The 15,601-nt window shown below is 40.2% G+C and carries 14 protein-coding genes; all 14 read right to left on the minus strand.

From position 1 onward, the window contains the following. Nucleotides 1-8: 8 nt before the first annotated feature. Nucleotides 9-1,088, minus strand: a complete 1,080-nt coding sequence (locus WG989_RS03465) for a hypothetical protein (protein ID WP_340427378.1) — start codon at nt 1,086-1,088, stop codon at nt 9-11. Between the two features lie 40 nt (nt 1,089-1,128). Then, nucleotides 1,129-1,692: an acyltransferase gene (locus WG989_RS03470; RefSeq protein WP_340427380.1), complete on the minus strand. Its 564-nt coding sequence runs from the start codon at nt 1,690-1,692 to the stop codon at nt 1,129-1,131. Then, nucleotides 1,679-2,089, minus strand: a complete 411-nt coding sequence (locus WG989_RS03475) for a sugar 3,4-ketoisomerase (protein WP_340427383.1) — start codon at nt 2,087-2,089, stop codon at nt 1,679-1,681. The genes WG989_RS03470 and WG989_RS03475 overlap by 14 nt, the downstream gene beginning before the upstream one ends. Further along, nucleotides 2,086-3,351 carry an ABC transporter ATP-binding protein gene (locus WG989_RS03480; RefSeq protein WP_340427385.1) on the minus strand — a complete coding sequence of 422 codons (1,266 nt, stop codon included), beginning with the start codon at nt 3,349-3,351 and terminating at the stop codon, nt 2,086-2,088. Before WG989_RS03480 ends, WG989_RS03475 begins: the two co-directional genes overlap by 4 nt. A gap of 17 nt (nt 3,352-3,368) precedes the next feature. Beyond that, complete coding sequence (locus WG989_RS03485) at nt 3,369-4,043, minus strand: NeuD/PglB/VioB family sugar acetyltransferase (protein WP_340427386.1); 675 nt, start codon at nt 4,041-4,043, stop codon at nt 3,369-3,371. A gap of 64 nt (nt 4,044-4,107) precedes the next feature. After that, nucleotides 4,108-5,187, minus strand: coding sequence for a DegT/DnrJ/EryC1/StrS family aminotransferase (locus WG989_RS03490; protein WP_340427388.1), 1,080 nt, complete (start codon nt 5,185-5,187; stop codon nt 4,108-4,110). Nucleotides 5,188-5,234: 47 nt separating this feature from the next. Then, nucleotides 5,235-5,882, minus strand: a complete 648-nt coding sequence (locus tag WG989_RS03495; RefSeq protein WP_340427390.1) for an LbetaH domain-containing protein — start codon at nt 5,880-5,882, stop codon at nt 5,235-5,237. Further along, the gene (locus tag WG989_RS03500; protein ID WP_340427392.1) at nt 5,860-6,708 is read right to left on the minus strand and encodes a beta-keto acid cleavage family enzyme; all 849 of its coding nucleotides are present in this window, start codon (nt 6,706-6,708) and stop codon (nt 5,860-5,862) included. The genes WG989_RS03495 and WG989_RS03500 overlap by 23 nt, the downstream gene beginning before the upstream one ends. A 36-nt stretch (nt 6,709-6,744) precedes the next feature. Further along, nucleotides 6,745-7,611 carry an ABC transporter permease gene (locus WG989_RS03505; RefSeq protein ID WP_340427394.1) on the minus strand — a complete coding sequence of 289 codons (867 nt, stop codon included), beginning with the start codon at nt 7,609-7,611 and terminating at the stop codon, nt 6,745-6,747. 85 nt (nt 7,612-7,696) lie between these two features. Then, nucleotides 7,697-8,173, minus strand: coding sequence for an acyltransferase (locus WG989_RS03510; protein ID WP_340427396.1), 477 nt, complete (start codon nt 8,171-8,173; stop codon nt 7,697-7,699). A 201-nt stretch (nt 8,174-8,374) separates the two neighbouring features. Continuing rightward, nucleotides 8,375-9,418 (minus strand): Gfo/Idh/MocA family protein, encoded by a 1,044-nt coding sequence (locus tag WG989_RS03515; RefSeq protein WP_340427398.1) that lies wholly within the window; start codon nt 9,416-9,418, stop codon nt 8,375-8,377. 193 nt (nt 9,419-9,611) lie between these two features. Further along, nucleotides 9,612-10,718 (minus strand): glycosyltransferase family 4 protein, encoded by a 1,107-nt coding sequence (locus tag WG989_RS03520; protein ID WP_340427400.1) that lies wholly within the window; start codon nt 10,716-10,718, stop codon nt 9,612-9,614. A 157-nt stretch (nt 10,719-10,875) separates the two neighbouring features. Further along, nucleotides 10,876-12,651, minus strand: coding sequence for an asparagine synthase (glutamine-hydrolyzing) (gene asnB, locus WG989_RS03525; RefSeq protein WP_340427402.1), 1,776 nt, complete (start codon nt 12,649-12,651; stop codon nt 10,876-10,878). A 553-nt stretch (nt 12,652-13,204) separates the two neighbouring features. Next, the gene (locus tag WG989_RS03530; RefSeq protein ID WP_340427404.1) at nt 13,205-15,595 is read right to left on the minus strand and encodes a GumC family protein; all 2,391 of its coding nucleotides are present in this window, start codon (nt 15,593-15,595) and stop codon (nt 13,205-13,207) included. Between the last annotated feature and the right edge of the window lie 6 nt (nt 15,596-15,601).

The following is a 15,601-nucleotide window of genomic DNA, read 5'->3' on the forward strand; positions in this document are numbered from 1 at the left end:
TTTAAATATTATGCCTTTTGATATGCATCTAAAAACTGAGCTGCAATTAATTCGGGCCTATGATTCAAATCATAGTAAGAAACCCCGGATTGTTTAATCTGATCGATTTCTTCTTGGGATTTTTTAAGAAAAGAAATCAGTGTTTCTGTGAGGTTATTGCAATTAACATTAATGACAGGAGCGTTTTCTATGTATTTGGTTCGATTATCACTAACATAACAAAAAACTATTTTACCCATTGATAATGCCTGTTGTGCTGCCACACCATACCATCCCCAAATCAACTGATCAATTAAAATATCTGTCTTCGCCAGTTCTGAAAGGTATTCATCTACAGTTAAATCCTTCAGAAGTACAAACTCAAAATTAGTTATTCCTTGTTTTTCTAAATTTCTAATTGCCTCTATAACATAAGGAGTGCCCTTAGCAAATGGAGCTGTTGGAGCATGAGCAATTCTAATTTTTTTTTCTGACCTTTTACTTTCCTCTGAGGATTTAGATATGGGGTTAGACGGATAATGACAGATTTTAAACTGAGGAAAATATTCAGGATTGATAAACATTTCCGTTTCTACACTGCTTATCAAATGAAAGCCAAGCTTGCTAAATGATTCCTGTAATCGATTTGATTGATTTTCTGTTTCAATATGTCCGTATTCATAATTCTTAGAATAAGCAGCATATTTATAGAATGGATTAACCTCATACTCGATTTTTGGGTTTCGAATATCAACCCCAAGAAATGTCACAAACTTTTTTCCTTTGAACACTTTTCCAAAGAAATAATTTTTAAACTGTTGACTTGAAAAAAACCTGTTGCTTACGTCAAAATCAGAGAAAACGTGAATGACATCTGCATTTTTCAAGGCTTTGTAAAGTTTAAAGTAAGCTTGAATTGTATTCAATCTTTTGCCAATCCAGGTTTTTTTGTTGTTAACAAACGGAGTTTCAATATTGTCGTATTTACGGTATTTATAAATATACGTTTCGGCTAATATTGCCCTGCAGTCAACTCCAATAGCTTTATTGCCGTCGCAAATACTGCTAATAACGCTTGCATAATTATACCCTAGAAGTAATACTTTCATTCAGCTTTAATATTTGAAAAATAGTCACCTGGTAGTCTGTCTATTGATAGGAGACTAAGCTGTTATTCTCAACTTTATACTTTGTACCATCCGCTTTTACCCACAATCCATTCTCCTTTAAAAGCTTATTCCCACTTTCATCAACCCAGCCAATAATTTTTGCCGGACTTCCATACACCAATGCAAAATCAGGAATTGATTTGGTAACCAGACTCCCCGCCCCAACTAATGCATAGGAACCAATTGAAACTCCTCCAAGAATAGTTGAATTTGCTCCAATAGACGCAAACTCTTTAACAATTGTTCGCTGAAAAGTAGATGGATAAATCTTTGAACGGGGGTATCGATCGTTTGTGAATGTAACATTGGGTCCAATAAAAACATTGTCCTCTATTGTTATTCCATCCCACAAATAAACACCACTTTTAACAGTAACGTTATTGCCAACAAAAACATCATTCTCGATAAACGTATGACAATTAATATTGCAATTATTACCGATTTTAGCACCCTTAAGTATTACGGCATATTGCCAAACATAAGTTTCATCTCCAATGTTGGAAGTTTGCACATCAGCTAAACTATGTACTTTATAATTTCCCATATTTCAAAAAGTCGTTGTAATCACGTATGTAATCTTCAGCTGAATAAAAATTAGACGCCAATACCATCTGAACAGCATTGTGGGAATATTGCATACTATGCCAACAGAGTTTTGGAAGATACAAACCATAGTCAGGTCGGTCAAGAATAAAATCCTCTTTATACCCATCTTGCAGCTCAGTTGAAACAGTAATTGTACCCGCAACAGCAACAAGCACCAGCTCCTTTTCTATATTTGCATGCCCTCCACGTTTTACATTTTGTGGAGTAAAATATGTCCAGTACGTACGCCTAATTATAAAAGGTATATTTCGATCTTGCTGAGCAACAGAAATATATCCAAGCTCAGCAGACCCTATTGATTCGAATTGTATCAATTCTGGAATTTTCTTGTTCATTCAAACGATATTTGATAAGTGATAGCCGGTCTTACGACACCTGGTGAAGGATGGGAGTTAGTGCCAACACTCTCATTCATTACCTCAAATTGAACAAAATCTCTTTCAATGTGTAAGGGATAGCGTTGATTTTCACCAAAAATAAGATTAAAATAATACGTGCCTGCGTTTAAAAAATTCGGAGGCAACTCCCCTTTTACTTTATATTTTCCAAGTTTTGAATCTTGCTTGGTGGAAATAAGTGCACCATTATGAAAAACAATAATTTCATCGATTGTTTTCAACTCAAATGTAACATCAACATTTGTATTCGCTTTATAATTTACAAACTCGATCTCGAAATAAATACCATTTGAAATAGTAATTACATCTGCTTTAAGTGGCAGAATATTGAAAGATAAAATTCTTATGTTTTCGTTTCCAGGTGCATTTGATATATCGCCATAGTGTAAAAAACTGCTGTTTGTCTGGCTTGCATTTTGATAATTATTAACAGCTTCATACTGTGTGCCTGAAAAAACCAATTCACCGTTCCGTAATACAACACCTTTTGTACAGAGTTGTTTTACTGCTGCCATATTATGGCTTACAAATAAAACCGTACGGCCTTCCCGCTCACTTACATCTTTCATTTTCCCCAAACACTTTTTCTGAAATTCGGAATCACCTACGGCCAGCACTTCATCCACAATTAGTATTTCAGGTTCAAGGTGAGCAGCTACTGCAAAGGCCAGCCGCACATACATACCGCTGCTGTACCGTTTTACCGGTGTATCAACATAACGTTCGATTCCTGCAAAATCAACGATCTCATCAAACTTGCGTTCAATTTCCTTTCGGGTCATACCAAGAATGGCGCCGTTCAGGAAAATATTTTCACGGCCGCTTAATTCCGGATGAAACCCTGTTCCCACTTCCAGCAAGCTGGCTACCCGTCCTTTGATCTTGATATTGCCGATCGTTGGAGCTGTTGTTCGGCTAAGGATTTTCAGCAAAGTGCTTTTACCCGCTCCATTACGGCCTATAATGCCCAGCACCTCTCCTTGTTGTACTTCAAAATTGATATCACGCAATGCCCACACATAATCACTGCCGCCTTTGGCAGTACGGTCGTTACTGTCTCCAATTTTCAGATAGGGATCTTCCTTTCCTCTGAGCTTGTGCCACCAGCGGTTAATATCATGGTTCAAGGTGCCGGTACTCACCTGGCCTAACCGGTATTGTTTGGAGATATTTTCTACTTTAATTACTAAATCAGACATAATATATAAATTAAACCCTACTTCTTTTCAAGTTTTTTCAAAGGATTTCCTATGTAAACACCGCTCTCCGTGATATTTTTTACCACAACTCCTCCCATCCCAATCGTAACATTATCTGTAATTGTTATGCCTTGACGTACACTCGAGTTTGTTCCAAAATAGACCTGATTGCCAAATTCACAGTGTCCACTTACATTTACACCCGGGGCTGTGGTAAAGAAATCTCCCATATTGCAATCGTGTCCGATGGTTGTATTAAGATTGAGTTGTGCGTGTTTGCCAATTTTAATATTACATGTCATTATTACACCAGCAGTAATAATGCTTCCTAGTCCAATTTCCACCCAGGATGAAACGATAGCAGAAGGATGAATAATGCTTATATATTCCGTTTCAAAGGGCAAACTATCGACCATGCTTTTCCTTTGTTCAGGATCACCAATAGCAATCGAAGTAAAAAAATTAGATGGTTGAAATTCCGATTGCCTAATTACCGGTATTCCCATAATTTCTTTGTCCTCGTAGTGTTTGTCCCCAACCATAAAACAAACTCGATCTGAGATGTCTTTGCTATATGCCCTAAACACATCTGTTATGATGCAAAATACTTCTCTTCCAAAGCCGCCTGCTCCTACAATACAGATTCTTTTCTCATTGGTGTTACTTACGAATTCCAATAAATTGTTATGCATGCGCTATTTTTAAATTATAGAATATTTAGTAATTGAACTTTCAAAATCTTTCAGGTTAACCTTTTCAATTATTTTGAACCCTCAATAATACACGGGCGATCATATCGATTTCTTCGATTGAAAGATCATAATACAATGGCAGGCATAGAATCCTAGCTGCAATATTTCTTGAAACCGGGCACAACTGTTCACCCACATAATTCAGCGTGTCCAATGATGGATAAAAATAACGTCTTGGAAAAATCTGGTATTTATTTAATTCTTCGATGCTCTTTTGCAACAGTTCCTCTGTTTCAAATACAACAGGATAGTAACTGTAATTATAGCCGGCTTCTCGCTGGATCTTTTGTTTTTTGATACGCAGATTTTTTAACACTGCATCATAATGTACACTCAGTTCTTTTCGCTTGCGGAGGATGGCCGGCATATGCGGCAACACACTCAACCCCATAGCAGCATGCAACTCACTGTTTTTTCCATTGATACCCATCATGGCAAATTCAACGGGCGTTTCATGTCCAAAGTTGCGGAGATAAGCAAGCTTTTTTAGTAATGAAGGTTCTTGTGTAAATACGGCACCCCCCTCTCCTGTATGAAATAATTTAGTGGCATGAAAGCTTGTAGTACTGATGTCGCCGAAGTTAAAAACAGATTGACCTTTATAGGTTGTACCGAAACAATGCGCTGCATCATAAATAACAAACAGCTTGTGCTTTTTTGCAATAGCGCTGATGGCCGCAATATCACAGGAATTCCCAAATACATGGGTGGCTAAAATAGCCGACGTGTTGGCTGTAATAGCTGCTTCAATCTTTGTAGGATCAATATTAAAACTATCGGGGTCGATATCAACAAAAACCGGCTTACAACCTTCCCACACAATGGAAGATGTTGTAGCAACGTATGAAAAGGGCGTGGTCAATACTTCGCCTTTTAACTCCAGCGCTTTAATGGCAATTTGCAATGCAACAGTTCCATTGTTGAGAAACAATAAATGAGGTGCTCCCAGAAATTCTTTCAACCGCAATTCCAGTTCATTAGCCAATGGACCATGATTCGTGATCCAATTGCGTTGCCAGATGCCTTGCAGGTATTTATCGTATTCTTCCTTGGGTGGAAGAAAAGGTTTGGTTACATTGATCATGGTTATGTCACTTGGTTTGAAAAAACAATTGAGGATTTGTTTCTTGCTCAGTTAATTGATGCTACCACTTTACAGGGGTTGCCCCACGCTTTCACACCGGCAGGGATATTTTTCGTAACCACGCTGCCGCCGCCTATCACACTTCCTTCACCAATGCTGATATGATCGAATACAGTTGCTCCGATACCTATTTGAACCCCATTACCAATTGTACAGTGCCCGGCCATATTTACACCAGGATTAATGGTTACAAAATCTCCGATCGTACAATGGTGCCCAATACTTACGTTGCGATTCACCGTTACACCAAAACCCAATGACGTATATGAAGTGATGATGGAACCGGGCTCTACAAAAAGTCCCTTTCCGGCACTAACACTACTTGAAATAATTGCACTCGGGTGAACCAGTTTACGAAACTGTTCCGGATTAATCTTCTTTTCGTTGACAAAAAAATCAAATAAAAGTTTCTTGATGGATGGCGTTGCTACCGAAAACAGGTATTGATCCTGTTCTGATGGTTGCCAATGCGAATGCAGTATTATTTCACTACTGATGGTAGTAGGGCAATAATCCATCACTGTTTCAACAGGAATATTTTGAATGATCTGAAGAGCAATTACTTCATCAGTCGCTTGTAGCACATCAATCACCCTCGACAATACACTTTCGCTATACCCTAACAGAATGTTCATTATAAAAGCCTTTTTTGCCAAATTCTTTCGATGGCATCACTGTATACTCGTGCATCGCCATCAGTTCGTGAACCCGTGTCAATAAATCAATATTTTTGGCTAGTTGTGTTCGACCTTTATTGAACCAGATGTTGTCTTCCAATCCAACCCGCACACCATACCCTGCTGCAATGGCAATTGTATTTATTTTCAGTTGATCCTGGCCAAGACCGGCAAGGGCTACAAAATGATGAAAAGAAGGATCCTCTTTTATCTCCCGTATCGCATTTCCGATTTGTGTAAGCTCAGCCTGCATACCGGCAATATTTCCGAATAATACATTCCAGTAAAATGGCGGCTCAAGAACTTCTTTACGTATGAGATATTTGCCATAGTTGATCATACCCATATGAAAACATTCCAGTTCCAGCTTTACTCCGTAATCTTTCATTTTTTCTGCTAAAGCAATGATCATGTCAGGTGAATTTACCGATACCTGGTTCATGAAGTTGAGTGAGCTCAATGTTAATGAGCACATATCCGGCTGCAGTTCGATTACTTCTGATCGTTGTTCAAAATCACCTGCAATACGTCCGGAAGTACTAAGACAAATAACCAACTCCGGGCAATACTTGCGGATACCTTCCACAATATCTCTATACACTTCTTTTTTATGGGTAGGTGTTTCATCTGTATTTCGTGCATGCAAATGGGTAATGGTAATACCAAGTTCATAGGCTGCGTGCACCTCTTCCACAATTTGCCACACCTGTACCGGCACATAGGGAGTATGCCTTGTTGTTGGTACCATCCCCGTTGGACAGAAATTTACAATAATGTTATTCATAGCAACTACTTACTACTTTGAACTTTCCACTTCCTTCTACACTGTGTCCATAAACGTCCGTTCCACCTTACTAAAATAAACAGCACCTATTACCAGCACCACAAACATAAATACCACACTATAACCCAGTGAAAAGATATCAAAACTTCCTCTTTGAAACAATGCATATCTGAACCCTTCTACAATAGGGCTTAAAGGGTTCCATTCAATTAGAGGAGCAAACGACTTATCTTTTAAGAACGATAACGGATAAGCTACCGGTGTTGCATACATCAGTAACTGTACCGCAAAACCGATCAACACCGTAAAGTCACGATACTTGGTAGTAAGAGAAGAAATAATGATTCCCAGTCCTAAACCAATACCTGCCATAATGATCACAAGTACCGGTATTAATAACCAGTTCACACCAAAATTGATAGGTATCCCACGAAATACCGCAAACCAAACCATTCCCAAAAACAAAATGCCAAACTGAATACCCAATTTCACAATATTGGAAAGTACAATTGATAACGGTAATACCAACCGTGGAAAATAAACCTTTCCAAAAATATGAGCATTCGCTACAAACGTATTGGAAGTAGCCGTTAAGCAAGTAGAGAAATAATTCCATATGGTAATGCCGCTCATGTAGAACAAAATAGGCTCGATACCATCAGTAGGGATATTGGCAATTTTACCAAACACCAGCAGAAACATAATGGTGGTAAGTACAGGCTGGATGATATGCCACAACGGACCAAGAATGGTTTGCTTATACTGCGCCACAAAATCACGCCGCACAAATAACATCATCAGATCACGGTACCTCCACACTTCTTTTAAGTTGAGATCAAATAAAGAAGCCTTGGGTTTAATTTCCAGATCCCAATTTTCTTCTTGTATAGTTTGCTGATTCATGTTTTTTTCTTTCACCTTATTAACTCTTGTCATCATTTCACTTTATCAACTTTTCAACCTTCTTCCTCCACTATCGGTTATTCACCTACCGGCTACCGGCCTTCCCCTTCATTCTCTTCGCCGGATTGCCCACATACACACCTTTTTTTTTAATATCTTTTGTTACTACAGCACCTGCACCAATCACAACTCCATGACATATACTCACCGGCAAAATCGTTGCATTACTACCGATAGATACATTATTGCCGATGATTGTTTTCTTCCATTTGCTGTGATCACCACCGGCAGGTTTTCCATCGCTGAATGTATCGTTGATGAACATAACGCCATGCCCAATAAAACAATCATCGCCGATGGTTACCAGTTCACAAATAAAACTATGGCTTTGGATGCGGCAGTTGTTGCCGACCACTACCCCTTTTTGTATTTCAGTAAACGGACCCACAAAACAATCATCACCCAATGTACATTCATACAAATTCGATGGTTGCATGATCACAACTCCCTTACCCGTTTTTACTTTCCGGAGACTTACTTTTTTTAATTTATAGGTTGCCATTTATTGGATTGGTACGGTTATATACCGTCAGACCATGATCATTTGAATTTTATTTATTGAAATAGTTTGACGGTCTAAGGGCCGCACCGACCAGCTTAACCTTTCTTTCCTTTGAGGATTTGTGTCTTAGTGGCAATATAATTTGAACGAAGTAATCTGGCAAGTCTTTTCGTATGCTAGCTTTTGTATTGGCTCGCAGAGCTAGAAGCTGGCAGCTCGCAGCTTTCCGCCGGCTTTATAGAACTGCTCAATCATTTTCACACTATGAATCCCCTCTTCCCCCGACACATAATTCCTCTGCTTTCCTGCGATCACCCGTATAAACGCATCATACACCCTCGCATGATTATTCATCGATCCCTGGTACCCTTTGTATTGATTGGCATCATTACCAGCAGTAAGTTTCGCCACATCAATCAAAACCGGTTCCTGATACTCGATCGTATTCAAATATGACCCACCGATCTTGATTGTTGCTTTCTCTGCAAGGATTGTGATTGAACCTTCGTAATTTTTATTCTTTGTATTTGTGCTGTAATGGAGTGTACCCGGCACTCCGGTGTTGGTAACAAACGAAAACACACCGGTATCTTCTACCTCGATCAATAGTTGATGCGCCACGTTAGCGGTGAACCCTTTTACAGTTTTTACCTCACCAAAAAACCAATACAACAGATCAATAAAATGACTGAACTGTGTAAACAATACGCCACCATCCAAGGCTTTTGTTCCCCGCCAATCTGATTGTTGGTAGTACTTCGCACCACGTTTCCAGAAACAATTCACTTGTATACTGTAAATTTTTCCGAGTTTATTTTTAGCAAGCAGGTTCTTAACAGCAGCTACAGGTGGGTTCAAGCGATTCTGCTTTACGATCAGCAAATGTTTTTTTGCTTTAGCAGCAGCATTGATCATCCGCTTACAATCAACCGATGAAATCGCCATTGGCTTTTCACACAACACATGCACCCCCGCTTTCAATCCGCTGATGCTATGTGTTGCATGCAAACCATTGGGTGTGCAAACAAGTAATGCTTCCGCTTCTTCGTTTTTCAACATTTCTTTTATCGATGTGTAGCCATAACAATTATATTTCGCTGAAAATGCCTTCGCCTTTGTTTCATTAATATCACACACTGCAACGAGCACGCCCTTTTCTGCGGCCAATGCTGCATGACGCTGTCCGATGGTTCCACATCCGACCAATAAAAAACGAGTGTGCTTCATTCTTTTTTCTCTGCTCATGAATAACAATTCTGGCTCAAAAAAATCAACATAATGAACATGAGATGATCGTGAAAGCACTGCTGCTATTCACTACAGTATTACAACTGCTAAATCAAGGCTTCCGCCGAAACATGGGAGTGGTAATATGTTTCGGCTTGACTTTTTGTTTCTTTTGTGTCAAGACAAAAGAAAGATGAATGTGCAGGGCACATCATGATTCCAAAATACGCTTCAAGCGTTCTTTAAATTTCTCAAATGAAAAATACGTTAGCATGTTTTGCTGTACTTCTCTTGAATGATGTTCTGTTGTTAAAACGTTCACTAACGCCGCAGTCAATTCATCGGAACTATCCGGATCAATCAACGTCCCCAATTTCCCAAACTGCAACGCCTCCGTACTCCCATCCTTATTCCCTGCAATCACAGACAATCCACACCCCATGGCTTCTAAATACACAATTCCAAACCCTTCGCCTTTACTGGGCATCACAAATACATCAGCCAATAAATAATGATCGGTCACTTCTACATCAGCAATAAACCCCGGCATGATCACCTTGTCCGCTAATCCAAGTGATGTAATCAATGTTTGCATACGTTGCAATTCGGCTGCATCAGCCTTCCCTGCAAGAATATATTTGAACCGAATGTTTTTTTGAATCAGTTGAGGTAATACACTGATTAATGTATCATACCCCTTATACCCTTCGCTGCTGTTGAGCCGGGTTAATGTAAAAATGATTTTCTCATCTGCGCTTAGCCCATACCGTTGTTGCAGGTAATTAGGCTTAATAAATTGAGATGGCAGTTGAAAATAAGGATCGATCGTATTTGGGAATACGGTGATCTTCTCTGCATCTAATTGTTGTTGTTCGATCAACTGTTGTTTGGTGAATGTGCTCACAGCCAGAATCTGATCTGCGTGCTCCAATACTTTTTTCTTTAATCCGCTCACCGGTTCAAACACTTCAATGCCATGACAAATCACAATGATTTTTTTATTTGGTGCCAACAGTTTGATCAATACCCCGATCAAAGCAAGATTCAAATGACCCAGAACGATAACATCCTGCTTGAATGCCTGCATCACTGCAGAAAAAACAAAACTTATTTTTTGTCCGTTGAAAACATGGTACCGTGCACCTTGCGTGTACTGCGCATCGAACCGGTCATCATACATCCCTGCAAAACTGTTGCGGAGAGAAAGGGTAGGTGACAGATCCATCAGTGCTTTGATCAAAGCACGGTTGAACTTTTCAATCCCACCCATATGAGAAAAAGCAGTCAAAACAAGAAATAAGATCCGTTTCTCCTTCATATTAAACCGTATCCCAGAAACGTTTCACCAACATGTAAACATGTATTTATACTTTGTCAAATTCATCCTTAAAAATATTCATCTCTTCGCTTGAACGATGTCACTCCTCCCCTTTAAGGGGGACCCTTAAGGAAGGAACGAAGTTCGGGGTGGCGGATCACATCTTCTCCTGAAACCGATTCATCAATAACGCACACCAATACCTCCCCCACGATAATTTCTTTTTTTGAAAGTCTTTGTATAAACCTTCTTCCGCCCTATTGGAAGGCTTGATATATTCATTCGATTTTAACCATCCTTCAAATGGAAACGTAAACCCTTGTTTTTTCCGCTTCCAGATTGCCTCCGGTAATTCATCTGCAAAGGATTTCACCAATACATATTTAGGTGGAACGGTTTTAAACTTTATTGCCGCATCAATCGCCCCCGCCATCAGCATCACTTCCTTATCTAAAAACGGAACACGTATTTCAATACCATGCCACATACTCATGAAGTCAGAATCCTTGAGCAACTGGTTCTGCATATAAAAATTCGTCTCTAACCAGCTGACCCGGTTCCCGTTGCTCAATTCACCCACCGGGTAATGATCACTGATCGAAAGAAGATCTTTTTCAATTTCCGCTTGTGTTGTGCCGAGTAAGGATGCAACTGAAACAGGTGTAAAAATGCCTCGGTAGCTCAGGTATTCAGACGCCACATTGGGCATACCGGCATAACTGAGTTTACGCATCCGGTGATCAGGAAAGTTTTGCAGGCTACGCAAAAAACCTGCTGGCATTTTTTGCACATACTTCATGATCTTCTGCTGTTGAAATGAGGGGTAGCCGCCAAACAATTCATCGGCACCAAGGCCAGATAACACAGCTTTCAAGCCATATGCCTTCGCATACATCGAAATAAAATACGTATTAATGCCATCCAATGTTGGTTGGTCCATCGCCTCCATGGCATCATCCAACTGCTGGTTGAAAATATCTTTCGTAACCAAAAAGCTCTGATGCCTGGCGCCTGTTTTATCAATGATCAGCTGTTGATACTTTTCTTCAGAATAAGCTTTCTCATTAAAGATTATTGATAATGTATGCAAATCATCTGTTCGGGTATGGCTGGCGATCAACGTCAGCAGGCTCGAATCAATACCGCCACTAAGGAACAATCCGATCGGAGCATCAGCGATCAGATGACGGCCCACAGCTTGTTCCAGCGTTTCACGCATCAGCGCCAATGCTTCGTCTTCATTCTTCAACTGCTGGGTAAACGTCCAACGGAAAAAACGATGTACTTTCCGTTTCAGCGAAGGCAGATCAATAACCACCGCCGTTCCCTTTTCCAGAGGGATCACATTTTTTAAAGTAGTGACAGGTTCAGGTAAATGACCAAAGGTTAAAAAAGCAGAACGCCATTGGGGATTCTCTTCAAAATGCTTTCCTGATGCAGAAAAAGCACGTATCTCCGATGCAAAATACAGGCACTCCCGGTCAATAAAGTAATACAATGGCTTAATGCCAGCATGGTCTCTTGCTAATATCAATTGTCGTCTCTTCTCATCCCAAATAGCAAGGGCAAACATCCCATTAAAAAACTCGAAGGCATCCAAACCCCATTGACGATAGGCTTTTAAGATTACCTCAGTATCACTTTCCGTACGGAACTGATGTCCGTACTGTTGCAACGTGGCACGCAGTTCCAGATAATTATATATTTCGCCGTTGAAAATAATTGTTAGCTCTTCATCAATCATCGGCTGATGTCCTGCTTCACTCAGATCGATCAACGACAACCTTCGGTGACCAAACGCCAATGGCAACAATGGGTGAATAAACAGCCCCGCATCATCCGGTCCGCCCCGGTGCATCGTATCACGCATCTGCAAAATACGCTGGGGCAGGTTACCTGCCAAAGGATCAAATATTCCCGCTATTCGACACATAGAGTATGGACTTGCACATGTTTTGAAAAATAATTAGTACTCCCATTTCGAAGCAAAGCTCTCGTTTGGAGTGTCGGGACATACTAGCCAGCGTAGCTTTGGACCTATAATGAGAAATCAATTCTTTATTCTTTAGTCTACTAAACTCAAACCTGCTTATCTGCGTTCTTCTGCGTTTGTCGGTGGTCTACAAAACCTTTCCCGAAATCCCGTTCTTACCACCCTTTCATCTTTTTTCAAACTATATATTTTTCACTCGGGCGGGACCGCCTGGGCAACTTCCCGTTAACAAGTTCCTGCTGTTAATAATCAGTTCATCTATGAACCACAACATTGTAACTGTTCAAAAAAGTCGGAGGGGCCACATAAGAGATTGTATCACAAGCATTTTCATTCACTAGTTCAATGTTCGATTATGGCCTTATCTGAAAACCAAGTTGTTGGAGATCCTGGCAAAAATGCTGGGTCTGCACAGTATTTAAATCAACGACTATCTTTCCAATCAGTATCATCTGGATTCTATTCACATTGCAAGTGTAGCGCCGCAATCGATCTACTTAATCCCAATAAACTGCAACACCTTATTATACCACTTATTCCTCGAGGGGTCATTATCGTAATACCCATAACCATATCCATATCCATATCCGTAGCCATAACCATATCCACCATAACCATAATAACTGTTATAGCCTTCCACTTTAATATCATTCACCAACATACTGGTTGCAGGGAATTTCTTTTGCTGATAAAGATCTTCCAGCATTTGTAGTTGCTTTTTGAAAGTATAGCGCTGGCGTATCACAAAAAGCGTGGCATCGGCAAACTGGGCAAGTGTCATCGCATCACTCACAAGCCCAACTGGTGCCGTATCAATCACCACTGCATCAAAATGATCACGGCAAAACTCAAACAATTCCTTGATCTTTGGTTCCAGCAACATTTCCGATGGATTCGGCGGAGTAGGTCCGCAGGCGATGACGTACAGGTTATCAATATCAGGCACTTTCATCGGCAATTCATCGAGCCCGATCTTACCGATCACATAATGGGTAATACCAAAAGCACGTTGCAAACCCAAACCACTCACCACTTTCGGTTTTCGTAGATCAAATTCAAGAATCACAGTGCGCTTACCGGTCAATGCAATAGATGCAGCCAGATTGGTGGCAGCAAACGACTTACCCTCACCGCTGAAAGAGGAGGTAACCAGTATCACTGGTGTACGGTCTTTCTTTAATACCGGCTGCAGGTTAGAACGGATGATCCTGAACTGCTCTGCTAAAATGGTTCGGCTGTTTTTCACAACAACCAGCGTTTGGGCTTTGTCGTTATGACCTAGCTCCCCTATCACCGGCATTTTGGTAAACTTTACAATATCAGCCTTTGTGGTTACCCGGTCATTCATCAGATCACGGATCAACACAATAATAACAGGCACCAAAATTCCGAAGAAAATAGCAAGCATATAAGCATTTCTGCGTTTAGGGAAAATAGGCATCCCGCCACCTTCCGCCTCAGAAAAAATCTTCGAATTCGATAAAGTAGAGGCAAGTTGGATACCCGTTTCTTCCCTTTTTTGTAACAGGAACGTATATAATTCATTCTTAATTAGTTGCTGACGTTTGATCTCCCGAATCTGGCTTTCCTTTGCAGGTAAGGCAAACATTTCAGTACGCATCAAATTGTTTCGCTTCAATAGTTCTGTTTTGGAAAGCATGTAGGCCTCACGGATATTCTTCAGATTTTCGATCATAGATGTGCGGGTCTTTTCGATGCTTTGCTCAATTTCTCTGATCACTGGGCTGCCTTCACGGCTTACCCGTAATTCATTCTCACGACGGAGAAGAAGTTGGTTATACTCCGAAATTAGGGCACCCAATGTTGGGTCTTGAATACCCAAAGTAGTAGGTGTAAGATTATATACGTTTTGCTTGTCTTTAATGTAATTATCTAACAGATCTAGCACCATTATCTGCATTTCCTGTGTGCGTAATTCCACTTCCGTTTGACTTAGATTATCTAAGTACATTTGCGACTGGTTTTCCAGATCTAGAAATTGATTCCGCTTTTTGAAATCCTGAAGGTTAGCTTCCACAATACCAAGATCATTTTCCAGGCTTGAAAGTCGGTCAGAAATAAATCTTAAAGAGTTTTCAGATATCCGGCTTTTATCTTGAACATTGTACGATCCATATTCTTTCATCACCTGATTGAGGATATCAAGCCCTTTTTCCACATTCAGGGTATTCAGACTTAAATTCAACACACTTGAGCTTCGGCTCTTAGGTGAAATATTCAAACGACCTGAAATCGAACCAGCCACAGATTTGGAAGGACTCCAGCTATAAGTGAATTTTCTTCCACTGACCTCCTCCATACTGCCACTGGGAACAATACGAAAAATGGCATTCCCGATTTCAAAATTGCTGAAAAATTGCCGTGGTTTGGTCTCCTTATTAATGAGAAAACTGTTTGCGGTTAAAAGTTCTAAATTGAAAGAATATACTCTCGTACTATCCACAATACTAACTGGCTCGACAACGAAAGGAGCACGGTTATAAATTTCACTGCTACGCACCTTTCCATGTTCAATATAGGTACTGTTCAAGTGAAGGCTGTCTACTACACGTTTTAAAAACTCTTTCGAACGCATCAAGTCAATTTCATCTTCTGTATTGATCTTATCGGTCGGGTTAAAAATACTGCTGAACTTGTCGTTCCCTTTGATATTGGTGGCATTCTCCACTTTCACGATCATGCTGCTGCTAACCGTATAAACAGGGGTTGCCCAACGGAGGTAAGCCCATGAAACGATCAGGGCAATACCAAGAGAAAAGAAAAACAACGGCAGGTTGGAGATATACTTAAACAGAATCTCCTTAAAGGTCATTAATCTGCTTTCGGCTTCTGCCTGAGGCAAATGTTCAAATTCGTTGGCCATTCTATA

This window comes from Lacibacter sp. H407, from assembly GCF_037892605.1.
Classification (GTDB): domain Bacteria; phylum Bacteroidota; class Bacteroidia; order Chitinophagales; family Chitinophagaceae; genus Lacibacter.

Bases quoted from the DNA above. Each gene is read 5' to 3' on its own strand.
- WG989_RS03485 (WP_340427386.1), bottom strand. From the start codon at position 4,043: ATGCATAACAATTTATTGGAATTCGTAAGTAACACCAATGAGAAAAGA.
- WG989_RS03480 (WP_340427385.1), bottom strand. From the start codon at position 3,351: ATGTCTGATTTAGTAATTAAAGTAGAAAATATCTCCAAACAATACCGG.
- WG989_RS03475 (WP_340427383.1), bottom strand. From the start codon at position 2,089: ATGAACAAGAAAATTCCAGAATTGATACAATTCGAATCAATAGGGTCT.
- WG989_RS03505 (WP_340427394.1), bottom strand. From the start codon at position 7,611: ATGAATCAGCAAACTATACAAGAAGAAAATTGGGATCTGGAAATTAAA.
- WG989_RS03465 (WP_340427378.1), bottom strand. From the start codon at position 1,088: ATGAAAGTATTACTTCTAGGGTATAATTATGCAAGCGTTATTAGCAGT.
- WG989_RS03500 (WP_340427392.1), bottom strand. From the start codon at position 6,708: ATGAATAACATTATTGTAAATTTCTGTCCAACGGGGATGGTACCAACA.
- WG989_RS03520 (WP_340427400.1), bottom strand. From the start codon at position 10,718: ATGAAGGAGAAACGGATCTTATTTCTTGTTTTGACTGCTTTTTCTCAT.
- asnB (WP_340427402.1), bottom strand. From the start codon at position 12,651: ATGTGTCGAATAGCGGGAATATTTGATCCTTTGGCAGGTAACCTGCCC.
- WG989_RS03530 (WP_340427404.1), bottom strand. From the start codon at position 15,595: ATGGCCAACGAATTTGAACATTTGCCTCAGGCAGAAGCCGAAAGCAGA.
- WG989_RS03470 (WP_340427380.1), bottom strand. From the start codon at position 1,692: ATGGGAAATTATAAAGTACATAGTTTAGCTGATGTGCAAACTTCCAAC.
- WG989_RS03515 (WP_340427398.1), bottom strand. From the start codon at position 9,418: ATGAGCAGAGAAAAAAGAATGAAGCACACTCGTTTTTTATTGGTCGGA.
- WG989_RS03495 (WP_340427390.1), bottom strand. From the start codon at position 5,882: ATGAACATTCTGTTAGGGTATAGCGAAAGTGTATTGTCGAGGGTGATT.
- WG989_RS03510 (WP_340427396.1), bottom strand. From the start codon at position 8,173: ATGGCAACCTATAAATTAAAAAAAGTAAGTCTCCGGAAAGTAAAAACG.
- WG989_RS03490 (WP_340427388.1), bottom strand. From the start codon at position 5,187: ATGATCAATGTAACCAAACCTTTTCTTCCACCCAAGGAAGAATACGAT.